The 25,811-nt window shown below is 63.5% G+C and carries 24 protein-coding genes and 6 pseudogenes; 13 read left to right on the forward strand and 17 right to left on the reverse strand.

Translation table 11 applies throughout. From position 1 onward, the window contains the following. The first annotated feature begins 43 nt into the window (after positions 1 to 43). Together EHH60_RS25575 and EHH60_RS37680 are read left to right on the forward strand one after the other, a co-directional pair. Entirely contained in the window at positions 44 to 232 is a 189-nt protein-coding gene (locus EHH60_RS25575; protein WP_124162170.1) for a hypothetical protein, read from the forward strand. A gap of 80 nt (positions 233 to 312) precedes the next feature. Beyond that, the gene (locus EHH60_RS37680; RefSeq protein WP_199752001.1) at positions 313 to 483 is read left to right on the forward strand and encodes a hypothetical protein; all 171 of its coding nucleotides are present in this window, start codon (positions 313 to 315) and stop codon (positions 481 to 483) included. 174 nt (positions 484 to 657) lie between these two features. On the opposite strand, the gene EHH60_RS25580 is transcribed toward EHH60_RS37680, so the two are convergent. The 4 genes and pseudogenes from EHH60_RS25580 to EHH60_RS25595 form a co-directional block, all read right to left on the reverse strand. Beyond that, on the reverse strand, positions 658 to 885 hold the full coding sequence (locus EHH60_RS25580) for a hypothetical protein (RefSeq protein WP_124162171.1): 228 nt from the start codon (positions 883 to 885) through the stop codon (positions 658 to 660). A 1,590-nt stretch (positions 886 to 2,475) separates the two neighbouring features. Continuing rightward, a complete protein-coding gene (locus EHH60_RS37685) occupies positions 2,476 to 2,640 on the reverse strand; it encodes a hypothetical protein (protein WP_199752002.1) in 165 nt (54 codons plus the stop codon). A 57-nt stretch (positions 2,641 to 2,697) separates the two neighbouring features. Next, positions 2,698 to 3,015 (reverse strand): hypothetical protein, encoded by a 318-nt coding sequence (locus EHH60_RS38145; RefSeq protein ID WP_124162173.1) that lies wholly within the window; start codon positions 3,013 to 3,015, stop codon positions 2,698 to 2,700. A gap of 46 nt (positions 3,016 to 3,061) precedes the next feature. Next, positions 3,062 to 4,141: pseudogene (locus EHH60_RS25595) on the reverse strand (DUF1236 domain-containing protein); the annotation flags it as partial. 210 nt (positions 4,142 to 4,351) lie between these two features. Here EHH60_RS25595 and EHH60_RS25600 point away from each other — a divergent pair. Then, entirely contained in the window at positions 4,352 to 4,579 is a 228-nt protein-coding gene (locus EHH60_RS25600) for a hypothetical protein (protein WP_124162174.1), read from the forward strand. A gap of 271 nt (positions 4,580 to 4,850) precedes the next feature. On the opposite strand, the gene EHH60_RS25605 is transcribed toward EHH60_RS25600, so the two are convergent. The 6 genes and pseudogenes from EHH60_RS25605 to EHH60_RS25625 all read right to left on the reverse strand — a co-directional run bounded on the left by EHH60_RS25605 (position 4,851) and on the right by EHH60_RS25625 (position 7,586). Further along, on the reverse strand, positions 4,851 to 5,369 hold the full coding sequence (locus EHH60_RS25605; protein WP_124162175.1) for a PRC-barrel domain-containing protein: 519 nt from the start codon (positions 5,367 to 5,369) through the stop codon (positions 4,851 to 4,853). Positions 5,370 to 5,479: 110 nt separating this feature from the next. Next, the gene (locus EHH60_RS25610; protein ID WP_124162176.1) at positions 5,480 to 6,535 is read right to left on the reverse strand and encodes a glycosyltransferase family 4 protein; all 1,056 of its coding nucleotides are present in this window, start codon (positions 6,533 to 6,535) and stop codon (positions 5,480 to 5,482) included. A gap of 4 nt (positions 6,536 to 6,539) precedes the next feature. After that, positions 6,540 to 6,662 carry a hypothetical protein gene (locus EHH60_RS38595; protein WP_283811851.1) on the reverse strand — a complete coding sequence of 41 codons (123 nt, stop codon included), beginning with the start codon at positions 6,660 to 6,662 and terminating at the stop codon, positions 6,540 to 6,542. A 5-nt stretch (positions 6,663 to 6,667) separates the two neighbouring features. Next, a complete protein-coding gene (locus tag EHH60_RS25615) occupies positions 6,668 to 6,877 on the reverse strand; it encodes a hypothetical protein (protein ID WP_124162177.1) in 210 nt (69 codons plus the stop codon). A gap of 88 nt (positions 6,878 to 6,965) precedes the next feature. Continuing rightward, positions 6,966 to 7,369, reverse strand: a pseudogene (locus tag EHH60_RS25620) (hypothetical protein). Between the two features lie 16 nt (positions 7,370 to 7,385). Continuing rightward, complete coding sequence (locus EHH60_RS25625) at positions 7,386 to 7,586, reverse strand: hypothetical protein (protein WP_124162178.1); 201 nt, start codon at positions 7,584 to 7,586, stop codon at positions 7,386 to 7,388. 270 nt (positions 7,587 to 7,856) lie between these two features. On the opposite strand from EHH60_RS25625, the gene EHH60_RS25630 reads away from it, so the two are divergent. Next, positions 7,857 to 8,285, forward strand: coding sequence for a hypothetical protein (locus tag EHH60_RS25630; RefSeq protein WP_124162179.1), 429 nt, complete (start codon positions 7,857 to 7,859; stop codon positions 8,283 to 8,285). Positions 8,286 to 8,364: 79 nt separating this feature from the next. On the opposite strand, the gene EHH60_RS25635 is transcribed toward EHH60_RS25630, so the two are convergent. Both EHH60_RS25635 and EHH60_RS25640 read right to left on the reverse strand, forming a co-directional pair. Then, a complete protein-coding gene (locus tag EHH60_RS25635) occupies positions 8,365 to 8,787 on the reverse strand; it encodes a hypothetical protein (protein ID WP_124162180.1) in 423 nt (140 codons plus the stop codon). Between the two features lie 89 nt (positions 8,788 to 8,876). Beyond that, on the reverse strand, positions 8,877 to 9,224 hold the full coding sequence (locus tag EHH60_RS25640) for a DUF1236 domain-containing protein (protein ID WP_124162181.1): 348 nt from the start codon (positions 9,222 to 9,224) through the stop codon (positions 8,877 to 8,879). 198 nt (positions 9,225 to 9,422) lie between these two features. On the opposite strand from EHH60_RS25640, the gene EHH60_RS25645 reads away from it, so the two are divergent. Beyond that, positions 9,423 to 10,721, forward strand: a complete 1,299-nt coding sequence (locus EHH60_RS25645) for an Nramp family divalent metal transporter (RefSeq protein WP_124162182.1) — start codon at positions 9,423 to 9,425, stop codon at positions 10,719 to 10,721. Between the two features lie 475 nt (positions 10,722 to 11,196). Here EHH60_RS25645 and EHH60_RS25650 read toward each other — a convergent pair. The 3 genes and pseudogenes from EHH60_RS25650 to EHH60_RS25660 all read right to left on the reverse strand — a co-directional run. Beyond that, positions 11,197 to 12,563 (reverse strand): annotated as a pseudogene (locus EHH60_RS25650) (transposase). Between the two features lie 122 nt (positions 12,564 to 12,685). Then, positions 12,686 to 13,303, reverse strand: coding sequence for an esterase/lipase family protein (locus EHH60_RS25655; protein ID WP_124162183.1), 618 nt, complete (start codon positions 13,301 to 13,303; stop codon positions 12,686 to 12,688). 452 nt (positions 13,304 to 13,755) lie between these two features. Beyond that, positions 13,756 to 14,700, reverse strand: a pseudogene (locus tag EHH60_RS25660) (alpha/beta fold hydrolase); the annotation flags it as partial. Positions 14,701 to 14,809: 109 nt separating this feature from the next. Here EHH60_RS25660 and EHH60_RS25665 point away from each other — a divergent pair. Continuing rightward, the gene (locus tag EHH60_RS25665; protein ID WP_124162185.1) at positions 14,810 to 15,727 is read left to right on the forward strand and encodes a LysR family transcriptional regulator; all 918 of its coding nucleotides are present in this window, start codon (positions 14,810 to 14,812) and stop codon (positions 15,725 to 15,727) included. Between the two features lie 489 nt (positions 15,728 to 16,216). Here the strand turns inward: EHH60_RS25665 and EHH60_RS25670 are convergent. Beyond that, a pseudogene (locus tag EHH60_RS25670) lies at positions 16,217 to 16,822 on the reverse strand (integrase core domain-containing protein); the annotation flags it as partial. Between EHH60_RS25670 and EHH60_RS25675 the strand changes: the two are divergent. Beyond that, positions 16,819 to 17,426, forward strand: a pseudogene (locus EHH60_RS25675) (efflux RND transporter permease subunit); the annotation flags it as partial. The pseudogenes EHH60_RS25670 and EHH60_RS25675 sit on opposite strands and share 4 nt — an antisense overlap. Here the strand turns inward: EHH60_RS25675 and EHH60_RS25680 are convergent. Then, positions 17,341 to 18,294, reverse strand: a complete 954-nt coding sequence (locus EHH60_RS25680; RefSeq protein ID WP_124162186.1) for a LysR family transcriptional regulator — start codon at positions 18,292 to 18,294, stop codon at positions 17,341 to 17,343. The pseudogene EHH60_RS25675 and the gene EHH60_RS25680 overlap by 86 nt on opposite strands. Before the next feature lie 98 nt (positions 18,295 to 18,392). Between EHH60_RS25680 and EHH60_RS25685 the strand changes: the two genes are divergently transcribed. The 6 genes from EHH60_RS25685 (at position 18,393) to EHH60_RS25710 (ending at position 25,747) form a co-directional block, all read left to right on the forward strand. Then, a complete protein-coding gene (locus EHH60_RS25685) occupies positions 18,393 to 19,574 on the forward strand; it encodes an MFS transporter (protein WP_199752004.1) in 1,182 nt (393 codons plus the stop codon). A gap of 15 nt (positions 19,575 to 19,589) precedes the next feature. After that, positions 19,590 to 20,624 carry an aldo/keto reductase gene (locus tag EHH60_RS25690; RefSeq protein WP_124162188.1) on the forward strand — a complete coding sequence of 345 codons (1,035 nt, stop codon included), beginning with the start codon at positions 19,590 to 19,592 and terminating at the stop codon, positions 20,622 to 20,624. 120 nt (positions 20,625 to 20,744) lie between these two features. Then, positions 20,745 to 22,331: an amidase family protein gene (locus tag EHH60_RS25695; RefSeq protein WP_124162189.1), complete on the forward strand. Its 1,587-nt coding sequence runs from the start codon at positions 20,745 to 20,747 to the stop codon at positions 22,329 to 22,331. A gap of 252 nt (positions 22,332 to 22,583) precedes the next feature. Next, the gene (locus tag EHH60_RS25700) at positions 22,584 to 23,885 is read left to right on the forward strand and encodes an O-acetylhomoserine aminocarboxypropyltransferase/cysteine synthase family protein (RefSeq protein WP_124162190.1); all 1,302 of its coding nucleotides are present in this window, start codon (positions 22,584 to 22,586) and stop codon (positions 23,883 to 23,885) included. A gap of 12 nt (positions 23,886 to 23,897) precedes the next feature. After that, a complete protein-coding gene (gene metA / locus EHH60_RS25705) occupies positions 23,898 to 24,899 on the forward strand; it encodes a homoserine O-succinyltransferase MetA (RefSeq protein ID WP_124162191.1) in 1,002 nt (333 codons plus the stop codon). Between the two features lie 104 nt (positions 24,900 to 25,003). Continuing rightward, positions 25,004 to 25,747, forward strand: a complete 744-nt coding sequence (locus EHH60_RS25710) for a polysaccharide deacetylase family protein (RefSeq protein WP_124162192.1) — start codon at positions 25,004 to 25,006, stop codon at positions 25,745 to 25,747. Positions 25,748 to 25,811: the final 64 nt, after the last annotated feature.

A 25,811-nucleotide genomic window follows, 5' to 3' on the forward strand; every position in this document is an offset into this window, starting at 1 on the left:
AAGTACGCCTTTCCAGAGGGGCGTCGCGGCACGGTGGAGGTCGATGTGCGCGAAGGACGACCGCATCCTCGTAACGGTACAGGACGACGGCGTCGGCTGTCCGACCGAAGTCAGGAGCGGACTCGGCACGCAGTTGATCAGCCTGTTGGCGTCGCAGATGAAGGGGACCGTGATGAGAAGGCCGCTTCCGAAGGGGTGCGAGGTGCAGGTCTCGCTCGCGCTCGACGCCTGAGCGGCGCAAGCGCTCAATTTCGCCGAAGGTGATTGCAACCCGAGGTCCGCTCTGGCGTAGACGGTTTGGAGCGACAGACCATGGCCGCCCAATCGCCGAAGATACTCGAAGAACTGCAGCGATACCGAAGGCTGCACGCGGAAGCGACGGATCCGCTTGCCGTGCGGCTGCTGCAGGACATCATTGCCGAGCTTGAGGCGAGCCTGCCCACCGAGGAGCAGGACGCAGGGAAGAAGGCTGACGACGGCTAGGCCGTGGTCCGGGATCGGCCTCGGTATAGGCTCGAACGTCGTTCGATTTTGGCAAGGTGCGGGGACCCAGTTACTTGTCCTCGCCTCCCGAAGGCGCGTTTCTGTCGACGAGAGTTGGCTTGCCCGCCGCGCTTGCGATCCTTCAGGGCAGCGGCACTGGCCGCTCCCTCGGAATCATCCTTTCGGCAGGCCTAATTCCTCGACCGCCCGGCCGCAGATTTCAGCGGGATCCTTGAGGCCGGTCTGACCGACCTCGATGATCTTCTTGGCGATCAGTTCGGTCAGAGGGTCGTTGCGATCCTGCACGCCGATCCTGCGGAGCGCCTCTTCGTAGGCCCTCGAAAGCCGTGCGATCTCTTCCGGCCCTGGAGGTGAGTTCTGAAGTATTCGATAGATGGCCAATGTTACCCCCCGAGCGCATGGGGTAGCTTAGCACCGATGTGCTGTGGGAGCATTGCATCCTTGCGGCTAATTTTAACTTCCGCACCCATGCAGGCGTCGGCCAGAAGAACGTCGTCGATGAGCAACGCCGAACCTGTTGCGCACAGAGGAACGATAGGGCGAGTGCCAAGTTTTCCCGATGCCCCTGCCCCAAGGGTGAACCCCGAACTGGCCCCAGCTCATAGTCCCCCTAGCCCCGAGCTGGGGCCTTTATCCGGAGCAGAAAGCCCTTCGAGGGGACGCCTTCTTGGTTCATTGAGGGCTAGTCGTCTGCGCCGGCAGCGGCGGAATCCTGGACGCCAAGCAGCTCGAGCGCAAGCGTCTTGCGCGGGGGTTGATGGAATGGTGAGATGGGGAGGCGCTGCGCGCGACCTCTACTGGCTCAGCCGCGTTCGTGGGGTTTATCTCGACATGGCCCGTCGTCACATCAAGTAGCAACGAAACGATGAACCGGTGGCGTGTTCTTGTCGTCGTCCTGTCGCTACCCGCGCGGGAGGCGAGACTTGAGCCAAATGCAATGAAAGATCTAAGGAAACATTCGAGATCTCCGCGCCAATGCTGCAGAAGTCGCCCTCACGAGCAGGCAGACGGGTGACACGGGCAAGCGAGAACTGTTCGGACGTTTGGCAGAGGAACTTGCAATCGAGGCCCTTGAGATTGAACTGCTGATCAAGCAGCAGAACTCAAGTTCCGACTGTATTGAGCCGGAACAGGTGGTGCCTTTTGGAACCAGGTCTAACCAGAGTGACGTCCTGCGGTCGCGCCGCCACGGAACGATGCTGGCTCAGCTGCACGTTCGCGCTGCACCTTGTTGGTTCGCCGACTAAGTTTCGGGTAAGGCAATGTACGATTCACATATGTAGATGCTGGAACGATGTCGGGCGGATCTGAGTCGTGATTGCATCATTTTCCCGATTGATCCAGCGACGGGCTATGATTCAAGTTTGTTCCAAAGCTTGATTGGGGGTCATACGACATGCGTGAACACCATGGTCCCGTTGATGCTGCTGTGCTGCATGCGCGTCTTGAGCAGCTCACGTCTGAATTATCCGAATTGAAAAGGCTTCGCGCCCGCGTGTTTGAGGCGGAGCGGAGCGCAGAAAAGTGGAGCATCGGAGGTTCCTCTTCCAGTGGAAGCAACAACTCTCCTAAACCTTGGTCGCCTTCCAGACTCCGCTGCATCTGGCAGCACCGGAATAGCCACTCCAAGATCCCGTTCCACTGGTCGGTGTCAATCTGCCGGCGCCCGCGGCATGCTTGTCCTGAACGGTTACAGAAGCGCGCACTGCGCCGGTTCTCGATACACGCCCCCGAAATCTGACAAGGTTTGGATGAGAGATGTTGCCATTCGAGATGTTCACGTCGAAATTGTAGCTTGGATCGCAAGATCCGGACCGCATCTCGAAGATCAGGTGCCACGCACCATCGAAGGCGTGTATTGGATAGGAGCGCGCCTCGGCGTAACCGGCATAGGCGAGGGTTAGACAACCCGCCGTCAAGTTAACAACAGATCGCATCGTCATCGCCTCAAACCCTGGGTGAGTCTCGATATTAGCCGCTCGTTAGAGGAGTGCCCTCTGGCTCTAGTAGCTTGAGAGCGGTTTCAATCTTGGCGAGCAGCGCCTGAATTTCAGCTCGCTCATTGGGGCCGGGATGAGCTTCGAGTCGTGCCAGCAATTGCTCTTTCTGTACGATCAGGTTTGCAAGAGCGGACATTGGTTTACCCAAGATTGCCAGAGAAAGGGCCGCTCGAAGAGCGGCCCTTTCTCTGGTTCACCAGCTCCGGGTGCCGAAGCTGAACCCGATGCTCGGACCACCGCCGTAGTAGCCGTAGCCGCGATCGTAATAACCGGGCCCACCGTAGTGGCCGTAGCTGCGGCGGACGACGTATCCGTCATCGTCACCGTAGTAGCGCTGAACGTAGCGAGGGCCGCGGGTGCGGTAGCAGCGACCGTATTCGTTGCAGACCAGGCGGACCTGGTCGATGCCCGAGACTTCGGCCGAGCCGACGGCGGTCGGATTCAGCGGAGCGGCGAGCGCCGCCGATCCCAGCAGGGCCGCGGCTGCGGCGCCAAGTGCGAGTGTCTTCATGGTCGTTTCTCCTCGTTGCGAACTCAGTCGATCTTTCGATGATGCGACGATCGCCCGGTTCGACGATGTAGGTGCGGCTGTCGCGATTGATGTACCGGTATTCACGAAGCGTCGGAGCTTCCCGATAGACCTCCTCCGGGAAGACCGCGATCTCCACGCCGTCGGGCACGCGCTCGCCTGTGCGGATTTCGGTCCGAACCGAGCTGCCCGTGGTCACCCGCTTCTCGCGCTCGACCGGGCGCGCCTTGGCGTGCTTGCGAACGACCTTGCGATCGCGGTCAGTGAACGTCGCCTTGCGCTGCTCCGTCCGCGCCGGCGCGGCGGCCGTCGAACGGCCGGAGTACGGCAGGACCGTCACGATCTTGTAGGTCGACGGCTCGACGATCACGATCTCATCATTTACCAGCACGAAATTGTAGCCGCGGTACTGCGGCGCGATCTCGACGACCTCGGCCGGCAGCGGCTGCAGGCGGACGTCGCGAGGGACGACCGTGCCCACCGACAAGGAGAAGTTCACGTTGGTAAGCGGCTGCACGTTCAGATGAGAGATCGACGCGCTGATGGGGGTCCGCTGCTGGTCGTTGATGTTCACCGACGTGTTCGACGAGCGGTCAGCGGTGTTCTGCTGATTGCTGGGCTGCTGGGCGGTGTTTGTCGAGCCGCTACCCGACGGCGACTGCGCCTGATCGGTGCTGGAGGACGGCGGGTTGGCGTTCTGCGTCTGGTGGCTCGTGTTCGACGGAGTGTTGGTCCGCGCCTGGTTGGACGGCGTCGTGTTCTGGCCGGACGGTTGATTTGTCTGGGGCTGGTTGCTCGAGTTGTTCGAGGTCGGCGCCTGCGTAGTATTGGTCCCGGTACCGGAATTGGATGACTGGCCTGCAGCACTCTGTCCCGTCGGAGACGGAGACTGCGTCTGGGCGGAATTCGTCGAAGACTGCGCGGATCCTGAAGACGAGCTGGTGGATGGGGCCGACGTCGAGGACGACGGCGTCGTTGTCGACGTTGAATCCTGCTGACGCAGTGTGGCGGGCGGATTCGAGCTTGACGTGCTCGGAGAGGACTGCGCGAAGGCCGAAGTCGCCAGGGCGACTGCAGCGGAAGTGGCCAAGAATAAACGCTTGTTCATCTGAAATCTCCAAATGTGGACGTCGATCAACCCTTGCCGGCGCGCGCGGATCCGATTCCGGGAAAATCTGGCAAAGCGTTCTTGTTTCCTTCGGGCCTGAGAGGATTCTTGGTGTAGCGAAATGGCACGGCGGTTTTCGCGGGCGGGAACAACCGGAACTTCGTCGACCAAATCCCGTTGGCACTGGCTACTTACGAAGACTGAGCCATCATGAAGAAGTTGATCGTGTGCGGCGCGCTCGCCGCCTTCGCCCTCGGCACCCAGGCGGCCAGCGCCGCCGAGTTCTACATCGTGCGCGATGCGACCACCAAGAAGTGCACCGTCGTCGACACCAAGCCGACGACGACCACCACCACGGTCGTGGGTAACGGCGTCTACAAGACCAAGACGGAAGCCGAGTCCGCCGTGAAGACCACCAAGGTCTGCACCGAGCAGTAAGCGATCATTCGCGGGCCGAAGGAAAGCCCGCCAACCTACTGACAGCAATTGGAGGAGAAAATGCCTGTATTGATTCTGTGGGTCGTTCCTGCCGTCCTCGTTGTTGGCGGCGTCGGCTATTTCCTGGTTCATATGCACTGAGCTAGTGGCTTTCGCACGAACGGCCCGTACGGCATCCCGGACGGGCCGTTTCCGTTTGGGCCCGCGTCATCGAACCTCAAAGAAAAAGGGCCTCTAACGGAGGCCCTTGATCCGAGAACGCTTGGTATCCTTAGTTGTAGTCCGAATACTTGAACTGCGGGAGCGCCTTCAACTGCTCCTTGCTGCCGCTCATGACGGCGTGGTCGGGAACCCAATCGTTGGCGTTGGGGTTCGCGGTGTTGGTCGAAGCCGCGCCGGTGGTCGTGTCGCGCGCAGTAGTGGTGGTGGTGCTGGTCGAGCTTGTCCGGACAGGCTCTTCGACGAACTTCAGCTTGTCCATGGAGACTGCGATGTCGTGCTCGCCCATTCCCAGGAAGCCGCCGATTCCGATCACCACCGCATTGATCTTGCCGCCCTTGTCGACGAGCAGCTCGTTGATGTCGCCGAGCTTCTCATTGTTCTCGTTGTAGACGTTCAGGCCGATGAGCTTCGAGGCGCGCCAGTTGCCCTTGAACGCCATTTTCGCGTCGGTCGTGTGAGCGGCGGTGGCGGCCGGCGCGGCGCGATCGGCCGGTTGCGTGGATTGCGCGAATGCAGCCCCGCCCATCATGGCAGTGCCAAGCAGAGCGACGGCAAGAATCCTTTTCATAGATCATATCCTCCAGTGGACCAGCATCCCATCGGATACCGCGCCCACAACGCCCGGCAGTTCCGCTTGTTCCCGGTAGGAGGCGCCGGGGACTAACGCCAAAGGATTCGTCACTTACCCGCTGCGTGAAGCGGGCGTCGCGCTTGGGAGGTCAATTCGCGATACCGAGCTTCGTATTCCTTCGCCATGCGACTCGCGACGAAGCGCTCCTCGAAGCGGGCGCGGACCTTTCTTCTGTCCAGCCGGACGACTTCCTTGACCGCTTCGATCGCCTGCGCCGCGCCTTCCACGATGAAGCCGGTGACACCGTCCTCGACGACCTCCGGCACTGATCCGGACCGGTAGGCGATCACGGGTGTCCCGCACGCCATCGCCTCGATCATGACGAGGCCGAACGGCTCCGGCCAGTCGATAGGAAACAGCAAGGCCGCGGCGCCGGCGAGAAAAGGTTGCTTCTGGATTTCATCCACCTCGCCGATGAGCTGGACCGTCTCTCCGTCGATCTCGGGTTCGAGCTTCTTCTTGAAGTAGGCCGTCTCGGCCCGGGGTATCTTGGCCGCGATGCGGAGCGGCAGCTGGACCGCCCGTGCGATGCGTATCGCGGCTTCCGGTCCCTTCTCCGCCGTCAGCCGACCAAGAAAGGCCAGGTACGACCCGGCTTCGTAGGAGGGGCGAAACAGGTCCTTCGGCAATCCGTGCTGAATCGTCGCGATCCAGTTGGCACCCGGGAGCGGACGCCGCTGATTGTCGGAGATGGAGACGAACGGCGCCTTGGGGAAAGCCCCGATCACGTCGGGCAAGCCCGGAAGGTCGAGCCGGCCGTGCATCGTCGTTAGAAACGGCACGCCCGTCCGGCTCAGCACCGGCAGCGGCAGCCAGTCGACATGGGAATGAATGACGTCGAATTCGTGTGCACGCTCGGCGACGGCCTCGATCAGCAGCGAACAGGCGGCGTTCGTGTCGACACCCCGCCGCCCCAGGCGCAGCGCGCGCGGCCACACCGCGTGAAGCTTGGCTTTCGTACTGGAATCTCCGCTCGCGAACAGGGTGACGTCGTGGCCGAGGTCGACCAGTTCGTCGACCAGCCAGGCGATCACCCGCTCGGTACCACCGTACAGCTTCGGAGGAACGCTTTCGGCCAACGGGGCAAGCTGAGCGATCCGCATCGAGCTAGGCCCCGAACGCGATGCGCAGGCCGATCACGATGGTCGCGGAGATCAGAAACGAAATCGCAAGCAGCGTCCAAACGGGCCTTGTGCTTCCGTTGGCTAGGCGCGCGACGAGCATTTTCATGCTCGTCAACATTCGTCTCTGGAGAGCCTGTGCAGGTAGGCTAACCCGAAGGTGGCGAGTTCTTCGGTATCGCTCTGTCGCTCTTCCCATCTCCGATGCAGATGGCGCTCCATGAGGCAGCGCCGGCCATCATGAGCGTCGACGTCGGGGTGCCGCGCCCGATACACGGTCCAGGCGGTCTCCGTGGCGTTCTTCAAGACGACGTCGTCGGCCATGCTCACTCTGCGGAGACTGAACCCAGTCGCTGCCAACTCAAGGCGCTCCGGAAGGTTTCCTATTTTTCCCGGTCCTTAGACGAAGGATTCAGGGCGCCTTGGCACGCGCGCGCGCTCGCGCTGCGCGGCGCCGCTGGAGGCGCCGGCTGCGGTCCGCTCTTGTAGAGGCGAGGAGTCTGGGCGCGGGTTCTGCGCTCGCGAGATCTTCGACCGGAGCATTCCGTTCTGGCTGCGGTCCTGAAGACCTCGCTTCCATGAAGTCGAACACCGTTCGGCCCTTGTCGGTGATCCGCCATCCGCAGTTCAGACGCTCGACCAGCGCCTGCGAAAGATATCGAGGTCCGGCACGCGCGCTGCGAGGCGCTTGGTTCGCTCGCTCCATTCTCGCCCGCTCGTCGCCAAGATGGCCATGTCGCGCTTGAGATCCGCCATGATGGCGAATCCGTTGGGATAGCTCACCAGGACCTTGAGTACCGTGACCTGGAAGTTCACGCCGCCACGTCCCGTGCTATCGCCACATGGTGGGCGCGTCGTGAAGCGCTTCGCGGCCGACCCGTTTCAGGCTCTCTGCGGCGATGTCGCCTTTTGCGGCGGCTTCTAGAATTCGCGAAGCGACGTGCGTGCGCGCGCCGGTTTCCCAACGCGAGATGTCCTCGCAGACCTCATCGAGGACGGCGCGCAGAAGCGCGGTCGTGGCCGCATCGAACATGGGAACCCCCCACGCTAGAAGAGTTAGCTTACTGCGGAAACGCCCTGGGGCGAATCAATAAAGTTAACGCGGTCACCTGGCGATCGCCGTCGAGCGCCTTCCGCGGCGCAGCATGAACTGAACGAACCAGAGCCGTCGTGTTGTGGTTCAAGCTCGTGCCTTTCGAGTGAAGCTGACCCGGCACCCATTGCCCGCTACCGGCGACAGCGAAACTCTTGCCAGGTTTTCCCGTTGTCGGCGGGGCGCTCGAACAACGTGAAAGGATCCTCGATGAAGAAGATTGCAATGTCGGCGCTGATGGTCGGCGCTCTTGGTCTGGCCTCTGTGGCCACGACATCTCCTGCCGAAGCCCACTGGCGAGGCGGGTGGGGTGGCTGGGGACCGGGCGTCGCCGGAGGCCTAGTTGCGGGCGCGGTCATTGGCGGGATTGCCTCCTCGGCATATGGCTGGGGGCCCGGCTATGGTTACTACGGCGGTCCTGGCTACTATGGGGCCGGCTACTATGGCGGTCCTTACGCCTACGACTATGGATACGAGGAGCCCTATCGCTGGGGAGGCGGCTACACCACGACCTACTACACGGCGCCGGTGTCCTACGGTTATCGCTATCGCCGTGCCGTCCGGCCGGCCTACGCCTATTACCGGGGGGCCTATCCGGTCGTTCGCCACCACTGGCATCGGCAACACCGCCACTGGTGAGGACGGGCACACCTGAAGGCCACGAAGGCCGCGCCTCTAGGAGCGGCCTTTTCTTTTGGGCCAGTGTCGAGCTTTCCGCTCACCACCATGCGCCGGCAAACGGGTCGCGCCGCTCGAAGGCGAGACGTCGGTCTGGCGTCCTTTTCTGCAGCTTTGCCGAGCGCTTCGGATGCGGGCGGACCGCTGCTGAGGCGCGCACCGGCGCTTCTTTCCTGACCTCCACGGAAAGTGCTGCAGGCATGGCGGCCATGGCTTCGCGCACCTGGTACTGCGGTGCTTCAGGGATTGAATCGGCCTGCGCGAACATCGGCACATCGGCGCGAGGCCCTGTGTCGAACACGATCTTCTCCGGAAGGCTTCTCGCCGAGGCGATCCGGATGATGGTCCTATCCGGATCGGACGGGCCCGCGCGCTCTAAAGGGGCCGGCAGGTACCGGTCCGCAGCGAAGAGCAGCGCCAGCAGCAGCGCGCCGACGAAGACGAAGTATCGGATGATCGGCATGGACGGCCGCTCGCAAGGAAGGATTCAGAAATCGGCGGGCCGGATTGACCGGAGGCGGGTCGCTTGATTGAGCGACCCGCCGGGAAGGGTTAGTCGATCTCCTGGACGACCGTGCGCGTCGACGGATCGACCAGCATTACGCGTTCGCCCGAGTAGACGTAACGATACTTGGTGAGCGAGGGACCCCAATCGGCGGGCACCGCCTCGAGCTCAACCTCGCGGGGCACCGGTTGGCCAACAACGATTTTCTCACGGGTCTGCACGGGACGCACCTTGTGCTCGGTGACGTAGGTGCGGATCTTGGTGCGGTATTCCGGCTCGATCTGCACAGCGGCAGCGTGGCCCGTGCCGGTGGTGGTGGTGACGACTGTGGACTGCGCCATCGCGCCGGTCGAGATCAGGGCAGCAACCGCGCACTTCAGCATCAGCTTCTTCATGAGATTCTCCTGGCCGCAGGATGCGGCATGCGAGAACCAGCGAATGATGGCAAGGTTCCGAAATTGCGAAGGAAATTTGCTTGTTTTTCCCGAATCGCGGAGAGCGAATCCCAGTTATGGACGCGTGCGCGACCGTGCGGACCCTTCCGACGGCCGGCGCGTTGACGGTTCCGGGCTGAAACAAGCGGAGAGTCTCACGTGGCGGCAAAGGCGAGTAGGGGCAAGAAGCCGATCGAGAATGACGATCAGGACGGCTTCTTGCAGCGCCTCGGGCCTGGTCTCATCACGGGGGCTTCCGACGACGATCCTTCCGGCATCGGTACCTACAGTCAGGCGGGCGCTCAGCTCGGATTCGGCATCGGCTGGACGATGCTGATCACCTATCCGCTGATGGCCGCAATCCAAGAAATCTCGGGCCGCATCGGCCGCGTCACGGGCCACGGCATCGCAGGAAACGTCTGCCGAAATTTTCCCGCGCCTGTCGTCTGGTCAATGATCGTGCTGCTTTTCGTCGCCAACACGATCAATGTCGCCGCGGACCTTGGGGCGATGGGCGATGCTCTCAAGCTTCTGATAGGTGGGCCCGGAACGCTTTACGTTGTGCTTTTCGGCGCGGTCTCGGTGGTCGCGCAGATCTTCTTCAAGTATGAGCGTTACGTGTCCATTCTGAAGTGGCTGACCCTGGTCTTGTTCGCCTACGTCATTGCGCTTTTTCTCGCAAAGGTGCCTTGGGCCGAGGCTCTCAAGGGATTGCTCATTCCCAAGCTCCAATGGAGTGGGCCCTTTCTGACCACCCTGGTCGCGATCCTTGGGACGACGATCTCGCCCTATCTGTTCATCTGGCAGTCCTCCCAAGAAGCGGAGGAGCAGCGGATCGATCCCGACAAGAAGCCGCTCAAGCGCGAGCCGGAGAAGGAGGATGAGGAAGTCAAGCGAATCCGGATCGACACCCTTGTCGGCATGGCAGTGTCGAACGTCATTGCCGTCGCGATCATCATGATGACGGCCGCAACGTTGCACGCGTCCGGCAAGACCGACATCGAATCCTCAGCTCAGGCCGCCGAAGCCTTACGGCCTGTCGCGGGGGCAATCGCCGAGTTGATCTTCGCGCTTGGCATCATCGGGACAGGCCTTCTTGCAATCCCGGTGCTGGCCGGCTCGACCGCCTACGCGATCGGGGAAGGTCGCAAGTGGCCGGTCGGACTGTCGCGAAAGCCGAAAGAAGCCCTTGCCTTCTACAGCGTACTGGCAATCTCGGTCGCACTCGGCGTCGGGCTCAACTTCACAGCGCTCGATCCCATCAAGGCGCTCTATTGGAGCGCGGTCATCAACGGTGTACTGGCAGCCCCGATCATGACCGTCATGATGCTGCTAGTCCGGCGGAAATCCGTCATGGGCGATTTGGTGATCTCGGGGCCGGTCTATTGGTTGGGCTGGGTCGCCACTGCAGCGATGTTCTTGTGCATCGTCGGCATGGCTAGCAGCTTGGCATTCTGATCGCTTGGCTTCATCAACGACAACGACGCTGACACACTGTCTCGGCGGCCTAGGGGGCAGACTCCGCGATCTAAAGGCGCACCTGGTCGACCTCCCCGCTGTGACATCATCCTCGTCCCGCCAGTTCGACGCCGGTATTGCGACGTGATTGACCCGAAGCAAGGCTGAGTGGCGTGGTCGGTCAGGGGCCGACATATATCACAACTTCCGATACGCGAGTCACGCTACAGCTCGAATTTTCAAACCGCGCCGCACGATCCCGATTGAACAGACGAGCACACACGACCTCACGCCTGCTTTGAGGCCGGAATGTCGCCAGTGAGTCAAGAGCAGAAGTCGGCGGGGCTTCTCCGACAAGGTCCGCTAAGAGCCGATTGGTTGCAAAAGTCGGTGTAGACGACGGATGGCCCTTCGGCCATTCGGCAAAGTGGACCGGTTTGATCCGCCGACCCTGACGCTCTACGCAACTCCTACGCTACGCGAGGCACAGAGCATGAGCGGGCGGAGGTCGTGCAATGAGCGACGCGAGGCGCCTGAGATTTTGCGCGATGGCAGCCAGAACAAACTCATCCTGTGCACCTCGTGGTCCACGCAGTCGAAGCCGACCGAGCCTGAGAATGCGTTTCAGGTGTGCAAACCGCATCTCGATCTTCTTCCGCTCACGTCGAGACGTCTCGAAGCCCTCGGTGCCAACAAACGAGCGGGCAACGTCCCGGGCGTGCTCATGGATGTCGCGCGGGATCTTGCGCGATGGCTCCTTTGGGCAGCACTGCGGTTTGAGAGGGCAGACCTCGCAGTCGAGCTTACTCGCACGATACAGAAGCGTCTTGCCCTCGTGCACGGTGCCGCTCGTTCCGAGCTGCTTTCCGCTGGGGCAGTGGTAGACGTCGCTGGTCGGATCATATCGAAAGTCGCTGCGCGAGAAGGTGCCGTCATTCCGCTTCGACTTGTCGAATACGGGGATATGGCGCGATGCCCTTCTCCTCGACCAGCCAGTTCAGCATCGGAGCTGCCCCGGAGGCGGTATCCCCGACAAGCCGCTCCGGCTTGAGACCAAAGCGCTCCTCCGTCCGCTCGATCATGGTCTTTGCCGCGCCGACCTCGGCCTGGCGAATGGCACGGGTTGCTTCGACATCGAGGATGACGCCGAACTTCACGTCGATGAGACAGTTGTCGGAGTAAGCGAAGAATGCCGCTCCCTTGTGAGCGCCGGTCCACTGAGCCGCAGGATCGGAGGGCGAAACGAACTTCGGGATAACGTCGCTGGCGGCGCCCCACGCGGTATCGTCGAGGGTCGCCAGATACTCCTTCACCGCGCGGCTTGACCTCGCCGGATCACGGTCCCTGCGCCAATCCTGACCTGCGATCGAGCGCTGCTTGTTGGCGTCAGCCGCAATCAGGCTCGCATCGACTGCAAAGCCTTCGCCACCAACCAGACCGACCGCAATGCACGCCTCGACGACTCGTTCAAACACGCGACGAAAAACATCCCCCTCGCGAAAACGCTCATTGCGGGCACGCGAGAACGCCGAATGATCCGGCACGGTATCCTCGATGCCGAGCTTGCAGAACCACCGATAAGCGAGGTTCACCTGCACTTCGCGGCAGAGCGCCGCTCCGAACGGATCGCAAAGACATACCCTACGATCAGCATCCGGATCATCAGCTCCGGATCGATCGACGGGCGCCCCATGACGAATAATGAGGAGCAAGTTCGCTGCGAAGCCAGGACAGATCGAGAGCAGTGTCGATCCTCCGCACCAGATGATCTTCGGGAACCGCGTCGCTGAGACGAAACTCGTAGAACAGTTGACCTTGGTCACTCTTCAGACGGCCCATCATGGATCGACCTCGTCGCGATTCGCGTCAACACAACGGAATCACGCTTGCTGGCTCGTCTCAACTGATTTTTGCAACAATATCGGCCATAAGCGGAAGTTGGCGGCAACACGTGCGACTGAACGCTAAAGAAAGCGCTTCAGGAATGTCAGCGCCGTCTGGGCCACCCCCGACGAGCGGCTTTCTACAGGCATAGAGCGACCGCGTCGCGGCAGTTCGATAAATTCGGTGACGGCGTGCCCGTAGCACCCCTGCTGGTCATAGGCCCCGCGGCGGACTGATGACGAGAGGATGTGATCGCGCGCGAACGAGATCATCAGCAACGGTCCGCGCCCGGCAGCCGCGGCGTCGACCGGCGCTTCGGCCCAGGCGTCGAGCGGCAGCCCCCCGCCGAACGAGCCCGGTTCGATTGCAACGGTCGCGGCAGAAAGCCCCCGCGCGGCCAGGATCTGTGCGATCAGTGCACCGAACGCATGGCCAATGAGCGCCGGGCGGCGCTCCAGCGCGCCGGCGATGCGGGCCAGATGCGCCGCGACCTCGCCAATGGTTTCCGGGCCCGCGGCGCCGCCCAGCCTCGCCGGCCATTCAGGTGCCAAAGGAACATAGCCGGCTGCTTCGAACACGTCATTCCAGCCGCGCCAGATAGTGGACTTGGACCACAAGCCATGGATGAAGATGACCGGCGGCTTTTGCGATGCGTTGGTTTGCGCGATGATCGCAGCGTCGCCGGTCTCCACGATCATGATCAGTGGCCCTTGTCTGGAGCACGTCAGCGCGACACGGTGGCGGGGACAGGCGAGGTGTCGCTGGGCCCGACGCCGGTCACGCGGACGACAGCGCCCTCGGCGCGGGTTGAGGCAAAGTGCGCCACGCCGCTGGGCTCGGTGTAGAGGCCGCCTGCACGCAATGACTTGACGACGGCGTCGGACTCCTTGCTGCCGTAGCCGAAGTACCAAGTGCCGGAGATCACCGTGCCAAAGCGGTCGTCGCGGTGGGTATGAGCCGCGATCGTGGTATTCGGCGGAACGTGGATCTCGAGTACGTAGGGGCCGGGCTTCGCCGGGTCACCGGATAGCAGCACCGTACGGATGGCACCAACTCCGGACGTGCCGGCGCCCGCGCCGGACTGCGGGATGGTTTGCGTCTGTTCCAGTGTCAGGGCCGTCTGCCTCAGGTGCCCGCTCTCCGCGGCGCCGGGTCCCTCGTCGAGGAAGCTCTCAATCGCGGCTGCCGTGGCTACGGGTTGCTCCTCCATCAGCCAGTGACCGGAGCCTGCGATGACGCGCTCCTGCACATCGACTGCGCCAGCCTGCATAACCGCCGCCATTGCAGGGCCGAAAGATGCTGCGCCCCCGACCGCGAGAACCGGCATGAGCAACTTGCCATGAGCGGATAGCCAGGCGCGATTGTCGATCGCGTCCTGATCGAAGGCGGCGAACTGGCGGAAGCCGGCGTGCATTCGCCCCGGCGCAGCGTAGAGCTGAGCGTAATGAACCCGGGCCGGCTCCGGAAAATTGGCCGGATTGGCTGCGAACTCGTTCCAGAACCGGTCGAGATAGATTCGCTCGCGGCCCGCCACCAGGCGCTCCATATCCGGCCCGCCGAACCGGAAGTGCCACAGCAACGGGTTCTTCAGGATGTCTTCCCACGGACCGACGCCCGGGACCGGCGCATCCATCAGCACCAGCTTCGTCACGCGTTCGCCGTGCCGCGAGGCCACGGCAAAGGCGACCATGTTGCCAATGTCGTGCGCCACGATGTCGGCGCGTGGCGCGTGCAGCGTGTCCATCACGCCGACAATGTCCTCCGCCTGATTGACTTTATCAAAACCATCGACGGCGCGAGCCGAAAGGCCCATGCCCCGCAGGTCGGGCACGATGACGGTGTGATTGCGCGCAAGGCTCGCCGCGAGCGGCGCCCACATGTCGCCGGTCTCGCCATAGCCATGCAGCAGCACGACCGCCGGGCCGGCCCCGCCGACCCGGACGTGCAGGGTGGTGCCGTTGGTCGCAATCTTCTCGGTGCGGAACGTATTGGGAAAGCCCGTGGGCACGTCGGCCGCCGATGCGGCGGTACCGGCCAGGGCGGCAAGTGCGGCTCCGGTCAGGGCAAACCGGCGAAGCTGGGTGGGGACGGTCATGGGGTGATCTCCTGTGTTTGTCGTCTTTCTCGCAGACGCAAAACTAGACGAGGAAGATCATTGGGATTAGCTAGGGCTTGGGCGAAGCATTTTTGAACGGAGCGCAAAGGTGGCAGCCGAGACCGCGGATCGAGCCCGGGAACTGGAAGTGTTCTGCGCCGTAATCGACGGCGGCAGCTTCTCGGCGGCGGGCCGGGCGCTTGGCCTCACGCCATCGGCCGTGAGCCGCACCCTTGACCGGATCGAGCAGCGGCTCGGCGCACGCCTGCTGTTACGGACGACGCGCGCATTGACCCCGACCGCAGAAGGTCGCGCCTATCTCGGCGCGGCCCGCCGCATTCTCGCCGACCTCGATGAAGCCGAACAGGCGATCTCCGACCAGGGGTCGCCCCGCGGCCGCATCCGGGTCAGTGCGGCGGTCTCTCATGGGCGTCTCTGCATCGTGCCTCTGCTTGGCGAGTTCGTGCGGCGCTATCCCAACATCCTGGTCGACATCAATCTCAGCGACGGGATCGTCGATGTTGCTGCGGGGCAGGCGGATGTGGCGGTTCGCGGCGGGCCGCTGGCAGACAGTGCGCTCACGGTGCGCCGGCTCAGTGATAACGGCCGAACGATCGTAGCCTCGCCGCACTATCTGACGCGCTGGGGCGTGCCCGAAAAGCCTGAAGACCTTTACAACCACAATTGCCTAAACTTCAGTTTTCGCCGGGCCGAGCCTGTCTGGCCGTTCCGCCGCGACGGAGCCGACTTCGTCCTCAAGGTCCAGGGCGCCATTGAGGCGAACAGTGGCGACACGCTGAGCCAATTGGCTCTCGACGGCGTTGGCATCGCCCGGGTCGGCAACTTTAGCCTGGGCGACGCGCTTGCGAAGGGGCGCCTCGTCCCGCTTCTCGAACCGTTCAATCCGGGTGACAAGGAAATCTTTCATGCCGTCTTCGTGGGCGGCGCGAACATGCCTGCTCGTGTTCGGGTATTCGTCGACTATCTTGTGGAATGCATGGGCGGCGGTCGCGCACGGCATTCATGAGCGAACGGAAATGGTCGCTCTGGGTCAAAATGCGAGGAACTCAGCTCGAGCAAATCCGGTCCGATCTGCCTCGACGAGCAGACTCCAGAGAGTCGTGGCGTTGCTACGCCTCCGGTCCATTAGCCGACGTTCACCTACGGTCGCTTCTCTCAGGACAGCTCCCGCTCTGGGTGCTCGGCCCGCGCGAAGCGAGCGGGCGACAAGGTCCGCTAGGCGGCGGCTCATATGTTGGGGATAGGGCCTTAAAGATAGTGGGTCCTGGCTGACTGCATGACCTAAGCGACCTGGTTCGTTCCCTTGGATCGGGCAGATAAGCGATCTGACGTACGCGTTTTTGCCTGTCCATTCTAAGTAGCTGTAATTTACGCGTTTTTGGTTTGTGGGGTGCGATTTCAGATGGAGAATGTTCGAACTCTGTTTCTCTCCCTCCGCCAGTGCCCGATTGTGTGTCCAGCCCGAAGACATGGGTAACGGAGCGTACCTAAGACTGGGTGACAGCCTCGCGCCGAAGGGGTTGTCAAGCGGTTGCAGGGTCTTCTGCTCCAGGTCGAAATATCCGAGATCATAGTACATGAAGCTGACGAGCCAAATGCCCTTGTCGACTTCCTTGATGCCGAGCTTCTGGCCAGCCAGCGCGAGGGAGATGTTGATTCTCTTGCGGTAGAGGCAGAGGCGACCGCAAGAGGTGACGACCACGTCGCGATCATGGAAGTGATAAGCCAGTTCTGGCAAGCCAACGTAGCGACGTGTTGACGCTGTGTAGAGGTCTGCGGGGCGTTTCATATCGAGCGCCTCGTGCGGCCGCTCCTCATTGAACTCGTGTAGGAAGCTGTCGAAGCGATCCTGCTGCTGCAGGCTGTTCAGCCCCGGCGGCCTGGTGGCTTCCTTTTTGAGGGTGAGATGCATGCGCGCGTGACGGCCGTTTTGCTGTGGATGGCCTGGTTTGACGCGCTCGATGGCAATGCCGAGCCTGAGCCCCCACACCGACAGCTTCGACAGATTGAACAGAGCGTTGGGGCTGGCAAAGGGCACGCCGTTGTCGGAGCGAATGGCAAGCGGCAGCCCGCGCTCGCGGAACAGCCGCTCAAAGGCTGTTATTGGTGCTCGTCTACCTCATCCTCGCCGGTCAATATGAGAGCTGGCTGCAGCCGCTCGCGGTGATCCTCGCCGTGCCGCTCGCCCTGCTCGGCACGGTCGTCGCGCTGGATGCGACGGGCATGCCGAACAACCTCTACACCCAGATCGGCATCGTCCTGCTGATCGCGCTCTCCGCCAAGAATGCCATCCTGGTGGTCGAATATGCGCGCGAGAAACGGGCCGAGGGCATGGAAATCGCCGAGGCGGCGATCGAGGCGGCGCGGCTGCGCCTGCGCCCGATCCTGATGACCTCGTGCGCCTTCATACTCGGCATGCTCCCGCTGGTGTTCGCCAGCGGGGCCGGCGCCCGCGTTTCGATCGGGCTGGCTGTCGTGAGCGGCATGTTGGCTTCGACCTTCCTCGCCGTGCTCTCGTGCCGCCGTTCTTCGTGGTTCTCGAACGGCTGAGCGTCGCAATGGCAGCGAGGAAGCAGGAGGTGGCGGCGGCTCCGTGCTTCCGGCGGTTACCGCACGACTTCATCCCACCAATTTCCACCTCCCATCGCCCGTCCGCTTCAATGTCGGATCGCTCACCCGCACGTGCTCGGCCAGGAAATCGATGAACGCGCGCACGCGCGTGGGCAGGGGCGCGGTGTGGCCGACATAGACGGCGTGGATGTCTTCGCGGTCTCCGGGATTGTAGCCTTGCAGCACCGGGACGAGGCGGCCGGATTCGATGTCGGGGCCGATATGGAAGAGGGCGAGCCGGGCAAGCCCGACGCCGCCCAGCGCAAGGCGGCGGGCGGCTTCGCCGTCGCTGGCGCGCGCGACGGGCGGGGGCACGGCCTCCTCGGTGTGGTCGCCGCGCTTGAACGGCCAGCCGCGGATACTGCGTGGAAAGGTCCAGCCGATGCCGCGGTGATCGGCGAGATCCGCGGGCGACTTCGGCGTGCCGCAGCGGGCGAGATAGTCCGGCGCGCCGACCACGACCATGCGACTGCTGCCGAGCTTTCGCGCGACGAGACGCGAGGCGTGCAGTGGACCGACGCGGATGGCGACGTCGGCGCGCTCCTGCATCAGGTCGATCAGCGTGTCGGTCAGCACGAGATCGAGCGTGACGTCGGGATGCTGCTCCAGGAAGCGCGGGATCGACGGCACCACATGCAGCATGCCGAAGGGAATGTTGCAATTGACTGTGAGGCGGCCGCGCGGCGCCGCGCCTGAGGCCGCTTCGCGCTCGGCCTCCTCCATTTCGGCAAGGATGCGCAACGAGCGCTCGTAGAAGGCCTGGCCTTCCTCCGTCAGCGTCAGCTTGCGCGTGGTGCGGTTGACGAGCCGCGCACCGAGCCGCGCCTCCAGCCGCGACATCAGCTTGCTGACGCCCGACGGCGTCAGCCGCAGTTTTCGCGCGGCCTGGGTGAAGCCGCCGAGGTCGACGATGCGGACGAAAACCTCCATCTCGGCAGAGCGGTTCGTGTGGAAACGGGCCATGTTGAATTCACGTCATAAATGATTGGATTACGGACATTCTAATGGTTTTGCCGCAGCGCCGCTATCTGCGTGGCTCGTCTCATCCATCGGAGCCACGCATGCCTCCCGCCGTCCTCGCGCTCACCGCCGGTGCCTTCGGCATCGGCACCACCGAATTCATCATCATGGGCCTCTTGCTCCAGGTCGCCGCCGACATGCACGTCTCCGTGCCGGTCGCGGGCCTGCTGATCTCAGGCTATGCGCTGGGCGTGTTCGTCGGCGCGCCGGTGCTCACGCTGGCGACGCGGCGGATGCCACGGAAAACAGTGTTGCTCGCGCTGATGGCGATCTTCACGCTGGGCAATGCGGCTTGCGCGCTGGCGCCGAATTACGAGCTGCTGATGGCTGCACGCGTGCTGACCTCGCTCGCCCACGGCACGTTCTTCGGTGTCGGCTCGGTCGTGGCCACCAGCCTCGTCGCCGAGGACAAGCGTGCCTCCGCGATCGCCACCATGTTCATCGGCCTGACGGTCGCCACGCTCCTGGGCGTGCCTTTCGGCGCCTGGTTCGGCCTGATGCTCGGCTGGCGCGCCGCGTTCTGGGCCGTGACGGTCATCGGTGTGATTGCGTTCGCGGTGGTCGCCGCGCTCGTGCCTGGCAATGTCGGCAATGGCGACAAGCCGATCTCGCTCGCCGAAGAGGTCGCCGTGCTCGGCCGTCCGCAGGTGCTGCTCGGCCTTGCCATGACCGTGTTCGGCTTCGCCGGCCTGTTCGTCGTCTTCACCTATATCCAGCCGATCCTGACGCGTTTCACCGGCTTCCCGGAGGCCGCCGTCTCGCCGATCCTGCTGGTGTTCGGCGTCGGGCTCGCAATAGGCAACGTGGCCGGCGGCAAGCTTGCGGACCGCGGCTTGGCACGGGCCCTGACCGGGACGCTGGCGGCGCTCGCGATCGTGCTGCTCGCGCTGGCAGCCGTGCTGTCGATCAAGATCCTTTCCATCGCGCTGATCCTGCTGCTCGGCATCGCCGCCTTCGCGACCGTCGCCCCGCTCCAGCTTCGCGTATTGGAGGCAGCCGGCCCCGGCGGTCGCACGCTCGCCTCCAGCCTCAACATCGCCGCGTTCAATCTAGGCAACGCGCTCGGCGCCTGGGCAGGTGGCGTCACCATCGACCGCGGGTTCGGCCTTCCCGCGCTGCCGCTGGTCGCGGCTGGCATCACCGCGATCGGTCTCGCGTTGGCACTGTGGAGCGTTCGGCTCGATCGCGCGCCGGTCGTCGCCGCGGCGTGTCCGGCGGAATAGCGGAGGAGACCCACCATGGAATACCGCAATCTCGGCGCCTCCGGATTCAGGGTCCCCGTCCTCAGCTTCGGCACCGGCACCTTCGGCGGCCAGGGCCCCCTGTTCTCGGCCTGGGGCCGCAGCGATGCGGACGAAGCGCGCAGGCTGATCGATATCTGCCTCGATGCCGGCGTCAATCTGTTCGACAGCGCCGACGTCTATTCCAACGGCGCGTCCGAGGAGATTCTTGGTGCTGCGATCAGGGGCCGGCGTGACAAGGTGCTGATCTCGACCAAAATGAGCCTGCCGATGGGCGAGGGGCCGCACGATGCGGGCTCGTCGCGGCAGCGGCTCCTGGCCTCGGTCGACGCGGCGCTGCGCCGGCTTGGCACTGACCACATCGACCTGCTCCAACTCCATGCTTTCGACGCCTTCACACCGATCGAGGAGGTGCTGTCGACGCTCGATATGCTCGTGCGCGCGGGCAAGCTGCGCTATGTCGGCGTCTCCAATTTCGCCGGCTGGCAACTGATGAAGTCGCTCGCCATTGCGGACCGGCATGGCTGGCCGCGCTATGTCGCGCATCAGGTCTACTACTCGCTGCTCGGCCGCGACTACGAATGGGAGCTGATGCCGCTCGCGCGCGATCAGGGTGTGGGTGCGCTGGTCTGGAGTCCGCTCGGCTGGGGCCGGCTCACCGGAAAAATCCGGCGCGGCCAGCCGCCGCCGCCGAACAGTCGCCTGCACGCGACCGCACAGTTCGGTCCGCCGGTGCGCGAGGAAACGCTCTACGCCATCATCGACGTGCTGGACACGATCGCCCTGGAAACCGGCCGTACCGTGCCGCAGGTCGCGATCGCCTGGCTGCTGGGGCGCCCTACCATCGCCTCCGTGATCATCGGCGCTCGCGACGAAGCGCAGCTGCGCGACAATCTCGGTGCAGTAGGCTGCTCGCTGAGCGCGGATCAGGTCAAGCGTCTCGACGAAGCCAGCACGGTGACGCCGCCCTATCCCTATTATCCCTATCGCATCCAGCCGGGTTTTGCCCGGCTGAGTCCGCCGCTTGTGTAGGCCAGGGGACGCAGGCAATTCGTCGCATCGGTGTACCATCGCAATGCGCCATGCAGAAACGCGGCTGTACACGCCTCATCGTCGTCCGTAACCTCCGCCGCACAATTCAGGAGATGCGACGTGGCGAAGAAGACGGCGACCAAGACGAAAAGTACTTCCAGGAAAGCGGCAACGAAAACGAGCAAGAAGGCATCGAGCAAGAAGACCTCAGTCCGGAAGGGCGTCGCTGCGAAAATGGTCAAGCCGGCCAAGAAGCCTGCCGCGCGCAAATCAGCCGCCGCGCGCCGGCCCAGGGGACCGGCCTGGCAATGGTCCGCGGTCGATACCGCGGCCGCGATACGCTCCGGCGCAATCTCCGCGGTCGAGGTCGTGGAAGCGCATCTCGAGCGGATGCGCGCCTTCAATCCAGGGCTCAATGCGGTTGTCGTGGATCTCTCGGAAGAAGCGCTCGCGGCCGCGCACGCCGCCGACAAGCAGCGCGCCAAGGGCGGCGAGCTCGGTCTCCTGCACGGTGTGCCCATCACCATCAAGGAAAATGTCGACTATGAAGGCCGGCCGAACTTCAACGGCGTTCCCGCCAACAAGGATCTCATCGCGCCGTCGGATGCGCCTGTCGTCCGCAACCTCAAGAAGGCCGGCGCCATCGTCCTTGGTCTCACCAACACCCCGGAATTCTCCTTCCGCGGCTTCACCGACAATCCCCTGCACGGGCTGACGCTGAACCCCTGGGATCCTGATATCACCTGTGGCGGCTCCTCGGGCGGAGCGGGTTCGGCGGTCGCGGCAGGCATCGGCACCATCGCCCATGGCAACGACATCGGCGGCTCGCTGCGCTGGCCGGCGCATTGCAACGGCGTCGCCACGATCAAGCCGACGCAGGGCCGCATCCCCGCCTTCAACGGAAGCGCAACGGCCGAACGTCCGATGCTGGCGCATCTGATGTCGGCGCAGGGGCCGCTCGCGCGCCACGTCGCGGACGTTCGCCTTGCGCTCGAGGTGATGAGCCAGCGCGATCCGCGCGATCCCTGGTGGGTGCCGGCGCCGCTGGTCGGCGAGAAGCCGAAGGGGCCGATCAAGGTCGCGCTGGCCAAGATCCCCGAGGATATGGAGGTCGATCCATCCGTCACCGCGGCGCTGCGCCAGGCCGCCGATCATCTCGAACGCTCCGGTTACCGCGTCAGCGAGGTCGAGGTGCCCGACATCAACGGTGTCTGGCAGACCTGGTGCGACATCATCACCAACGAGACCGTGGTGATGCAGGAAGCCGCCATGCTGAAGGTCACCTCGGAGGATTTCCACAAGGCTTGGGGCGGCATGAAGGCCAAGGCCAATGTGCTCGATCTCACGGCCTGGATGCAGGCGACCGCCGCGCGCAACGGCCATATCCGTGCCTGGCAGATGTTCTTCGAGGAGTACCCGGTCGTGCTGGCGCCGACCACGGTGAAGCCGACGCCGGGCCCGCGCGAGGACACGGTCAGCGCCGAGCGTGTGCGCGAGATCTTCTGGGGCGAGATCCGCTTCATCTCCGCGATCAACGTGCTGGGCCTGCCCGGCGCGGTGGTGCCGGTGGCCGTCCACGAGGGCAAGCCGATCGGTGTGCAGCTCATTGCCGGCCGCTATCGCGAGGACCTCGCGCTCGATGCCGCCGCCGCGATCGAGAAGCGCGCCGGCGTGCTCGCACATCGGCTGTGGCAAAGAATGGGGTAGTGGCGCGTACCTCCACCTTCTCCCTTCGTGGGAGAGGGTGGACGCCCGGCGCGACGTATCAAATCAGCAATTCGTTAATCCGCTTTAACCCGAATCCTTGGCAATTCCCCGCCAAGCATTAGGGTTACTTCCTCGATCTCTAGGCGAATTATTGTCCGCTTTACCACCCGCCTCTAACACGAGGACGGCGGACAACGCACATGCCTCATTCTAGGCCAATAAGTGCGGCCCGCTCCACGCGGAGGTGGCACGATGCGCAACGAGACGATCGCTATTCACGCCGGCTATGAGCCCGAGGCCACGACGCATGCGGTGGCCGTGCCGATCTACCAGACTGCGGCCTACGCCTTCGACAGCGCCGACCACGGAGCCGCCCTGTTCAATCTCGAGACCGAAGGCTTTCGCTACAGCCGTATCGCCAATCCGACCAGTGCGGTGCTGGAGAAGCGTATCGCCCAGCTTGAAGGCGGGGTCGGCGCGCTTGCGGTCGCGACCGGTCAGGCTGCCTTGCATTTTGCCTTCGTCAATGTCGCCGATCATGGCGGCAACATCGTTTCCGTGCCGCAGCTTTACGGCACCACGCATACGCTGCTCTCGCATATCCTGCCGCGCCAAGGCATTATCGGCCGTTTCGCCGAGAGCGACAGGCCTGACGCGATCGAGAAGCTGATCGACGAGAACACCCGCGCCGTGTTCGCCGAGACCATCGGTAATCCCGCCGGCAATGTCTGCGACATCGAGGCGCTGGCGAATATCGCGCATGCGCATGGCGTGCCGCTGATCGTGGACAACACCGTGGCCACGCCGATCCTGCTCAAGCCGTTCGACTACGGTGCCGACATTGCCGTGCATTCGCTGACCAAGTTCCTGGGCGGTCACGGCACCACGCTCGGCGGCGCCATCGTCGATTCCGGGAATTTCCCCTGGGCTGAGCACGCCGACCGCTTCCCGGCATACAACAAGCCCGACGCTTCTTATCACGGCCTCGTCTATGCCGAGCGCTTCGGCAAGACTGCCTACATCGAGCGCGCGCGCAGCGTCTATCAACGCACCATGGGCTCGGTGCTGTCGCCGTTCAACGCCTTCCTGCTGCTTCAGGGCATCGAGACTGTGGCGCTGCGCATGGAGCGCCATGTCGAGAATGCGCGCAAGGTCGCCGAATTCCTCCGCGGCGATCCGCGCGTCGCCTGGGTCAATTACACCGGTTTTCCAGACAGTCCCTATTATCCGCTGGTGCAGAAGTACCTGAATGGCAGCGCATCCTCGCTGTTCACCTTCGGCATCAAGGGCGGCATGGAGGCCGGCAAGACCTTTTATGATGCGCTGAAACTGATCACGCGGCTCGTCAATATCGGCGATGCCAAGTCGCTGGCCTGCCATCCGGCCTCGACGACCCATCGGCAGATGTCGGCGGAGCAGCAGCGCGTTGCCGGCGTGCTGCCGGAGACGATCCGCTTGTCGATCGGCATCGAGCATGTCTCTGACATTATCGAGGACATCGACCAGGCGCTGAAAAAGGCCTGCCCGTCGGCGCAGCTCGAGGCTGCGGAGTAGGCGACGCCGTCCATGACGACCTTGATCGACAGGGATCAAGCGATATCGAGCCCGGCACTGGTGCCGGGCGAGAGCGATCTCGTACGCGACCATGCCGGCGCCGACCTCACGATCGGACTGATCAACAACATGCCGGATCCGGCGCTGAAGGCGACCGAGCGGCAGTTCATGAAGCTGCTCCAGGCCGCAGCAGGCCCGCGCCGTATCCGCTTCCACTGCTTCTCGCTTCCCAGCGTGAAACGGTCGCCCGAAGCGAAGTGGCATGTCGAGAGCGAGTATTCCGACCTTTCCGATCTCGAGCGCGGCAAGTTCGATGGGCTGATCGTGACCGGCGCAGAGCCGATCGCGCCCGAGCTCGACCAGGAGCCATACTGGCAGGATCTCACGAACCTCATCGACTGGGCCAAGACCAACACGCGCTCGACGATCTGGTCGTGCCTCGCCGCGCATGCCGCGGTCCTGCACCTCGACGGTATCGAACGGCGGCGGCTGCCGCTCAAATGTCACGGCATTTTCGATTGCGACGTCGTGACGAGCGATTCGTTGACCCGTGCTGCGCCTGCGTCGCTCAAGGTCTCGCATTCACGCCTGAACGAGATCGCCGAGAGTGACCTCGTGCAGGCCGGTTACCAGGTGCTGACGCGCTCGGCCCAAGCCGGCGTCGACGTCTTCGTCCGCCAATATGGCAGCCACTTCGTATTCTTTCAGGGCCATCCGGAATATGACGCGCTATCGCTCCAGCGGGAATATCTGCGCGACATCGGCCGCTATCTCGCGCGGGAGCGCGAGACCTATCCGCGACTGCCGGTGAGCTATTTTGACGCAGCGACGGAAGACAAGCTGGCTCGCTTCGAGAAGAAGGCGGCGCATCAGCGCCACCCGGCACTCGCCAACGAGCTGCCCGGGCTGAACTTGCGCGCCGATATCGGCGCCGGCAACGCGGCAGCGGTGCTATTCCGCAACTGGTTGCGCTATCTCGGCGCGGGCGCCGACGCCTCGGCAGCAGCGCGCTAGCCGAAGCGGTCTTGGTCTCACGTTAGGATTACCCAGGCGTTAGGCTTGCCTCAACCTGCGCACGAATGTTTCAGTAGAGGAATGGGAATCACGGGAAGCGCAGCGTGTGGTCGGCACTCCAGGGACGCGTGAACAATCGGCTGGCCCGGCATTTCCATGCCGCGCCGCACCGGTTGCCCGCGCATACGCCGATGGTGAGCTTCACCTTCGACGATGCCCCCGATAGCGCCGCAGGCGAGGGTGCCGAGCTTCTGGAGAAGCATGGCGGCCGGGGAACGTTCTACCTTGCCGGCAGCTTGATCGATCAGCCGTCGGACCATTGGCACGGTCTGTCGAACGATGCGATCGTGCGGCTTCACAGGACCGGTCATGAGATAGCCTGCCACACCTTCTCGCACCGGAGTTCGGCCACTCTCGACGAGGCCGCGATGGCTCGCGAGATCGAGCGGAACCGCAGTCATTTCCGCGGTATCGATTCCTCGATCACGCTGGAGAACTTCGCCTACCCCTATGGGATCGCCTCTGTTTGGCGCAAGCCGCAACTCGCGAAAGCCTTCCGCTCCGCGCGGGGCATCCTTCCCGGCGTCAACAGCGATGTCATCGATCTCCAATTCCTGCGCGCCTCGCCCTTGATCGATTGCGAGATCGACGAGGCGGGCGTCGATCGCTATTTCGACGAGGCGGTCGCAAGCGGCGGCTGGCTGATCTTCTACGGCCACGACGTAGCCAACGCGCCAAGCCCCTACGGCTGCACCCCGCACCTGATGCGCCACGCGCTGGAAGCGGCCGGCATGCGCAACATGCCGATCGTGACGGTCGCAGAGGCACTGCGGCAAATTGGGGCGTAGTTTCTTCTTCCCTTCTCCCCTGTGAGGGGAGAGGGGGAGACAGCGCCTTTGCTTCGCAAACAGC

The organism is Bradyrhizobium sp. RP6 (assembly GCF_003837805.1).
Taxonomy (GTDB): Bacteria; Pseudomonadota; Alphaproteobacteria; order Rhizobiales; family Xanthobacteraceae; genus Bradyrhizobium.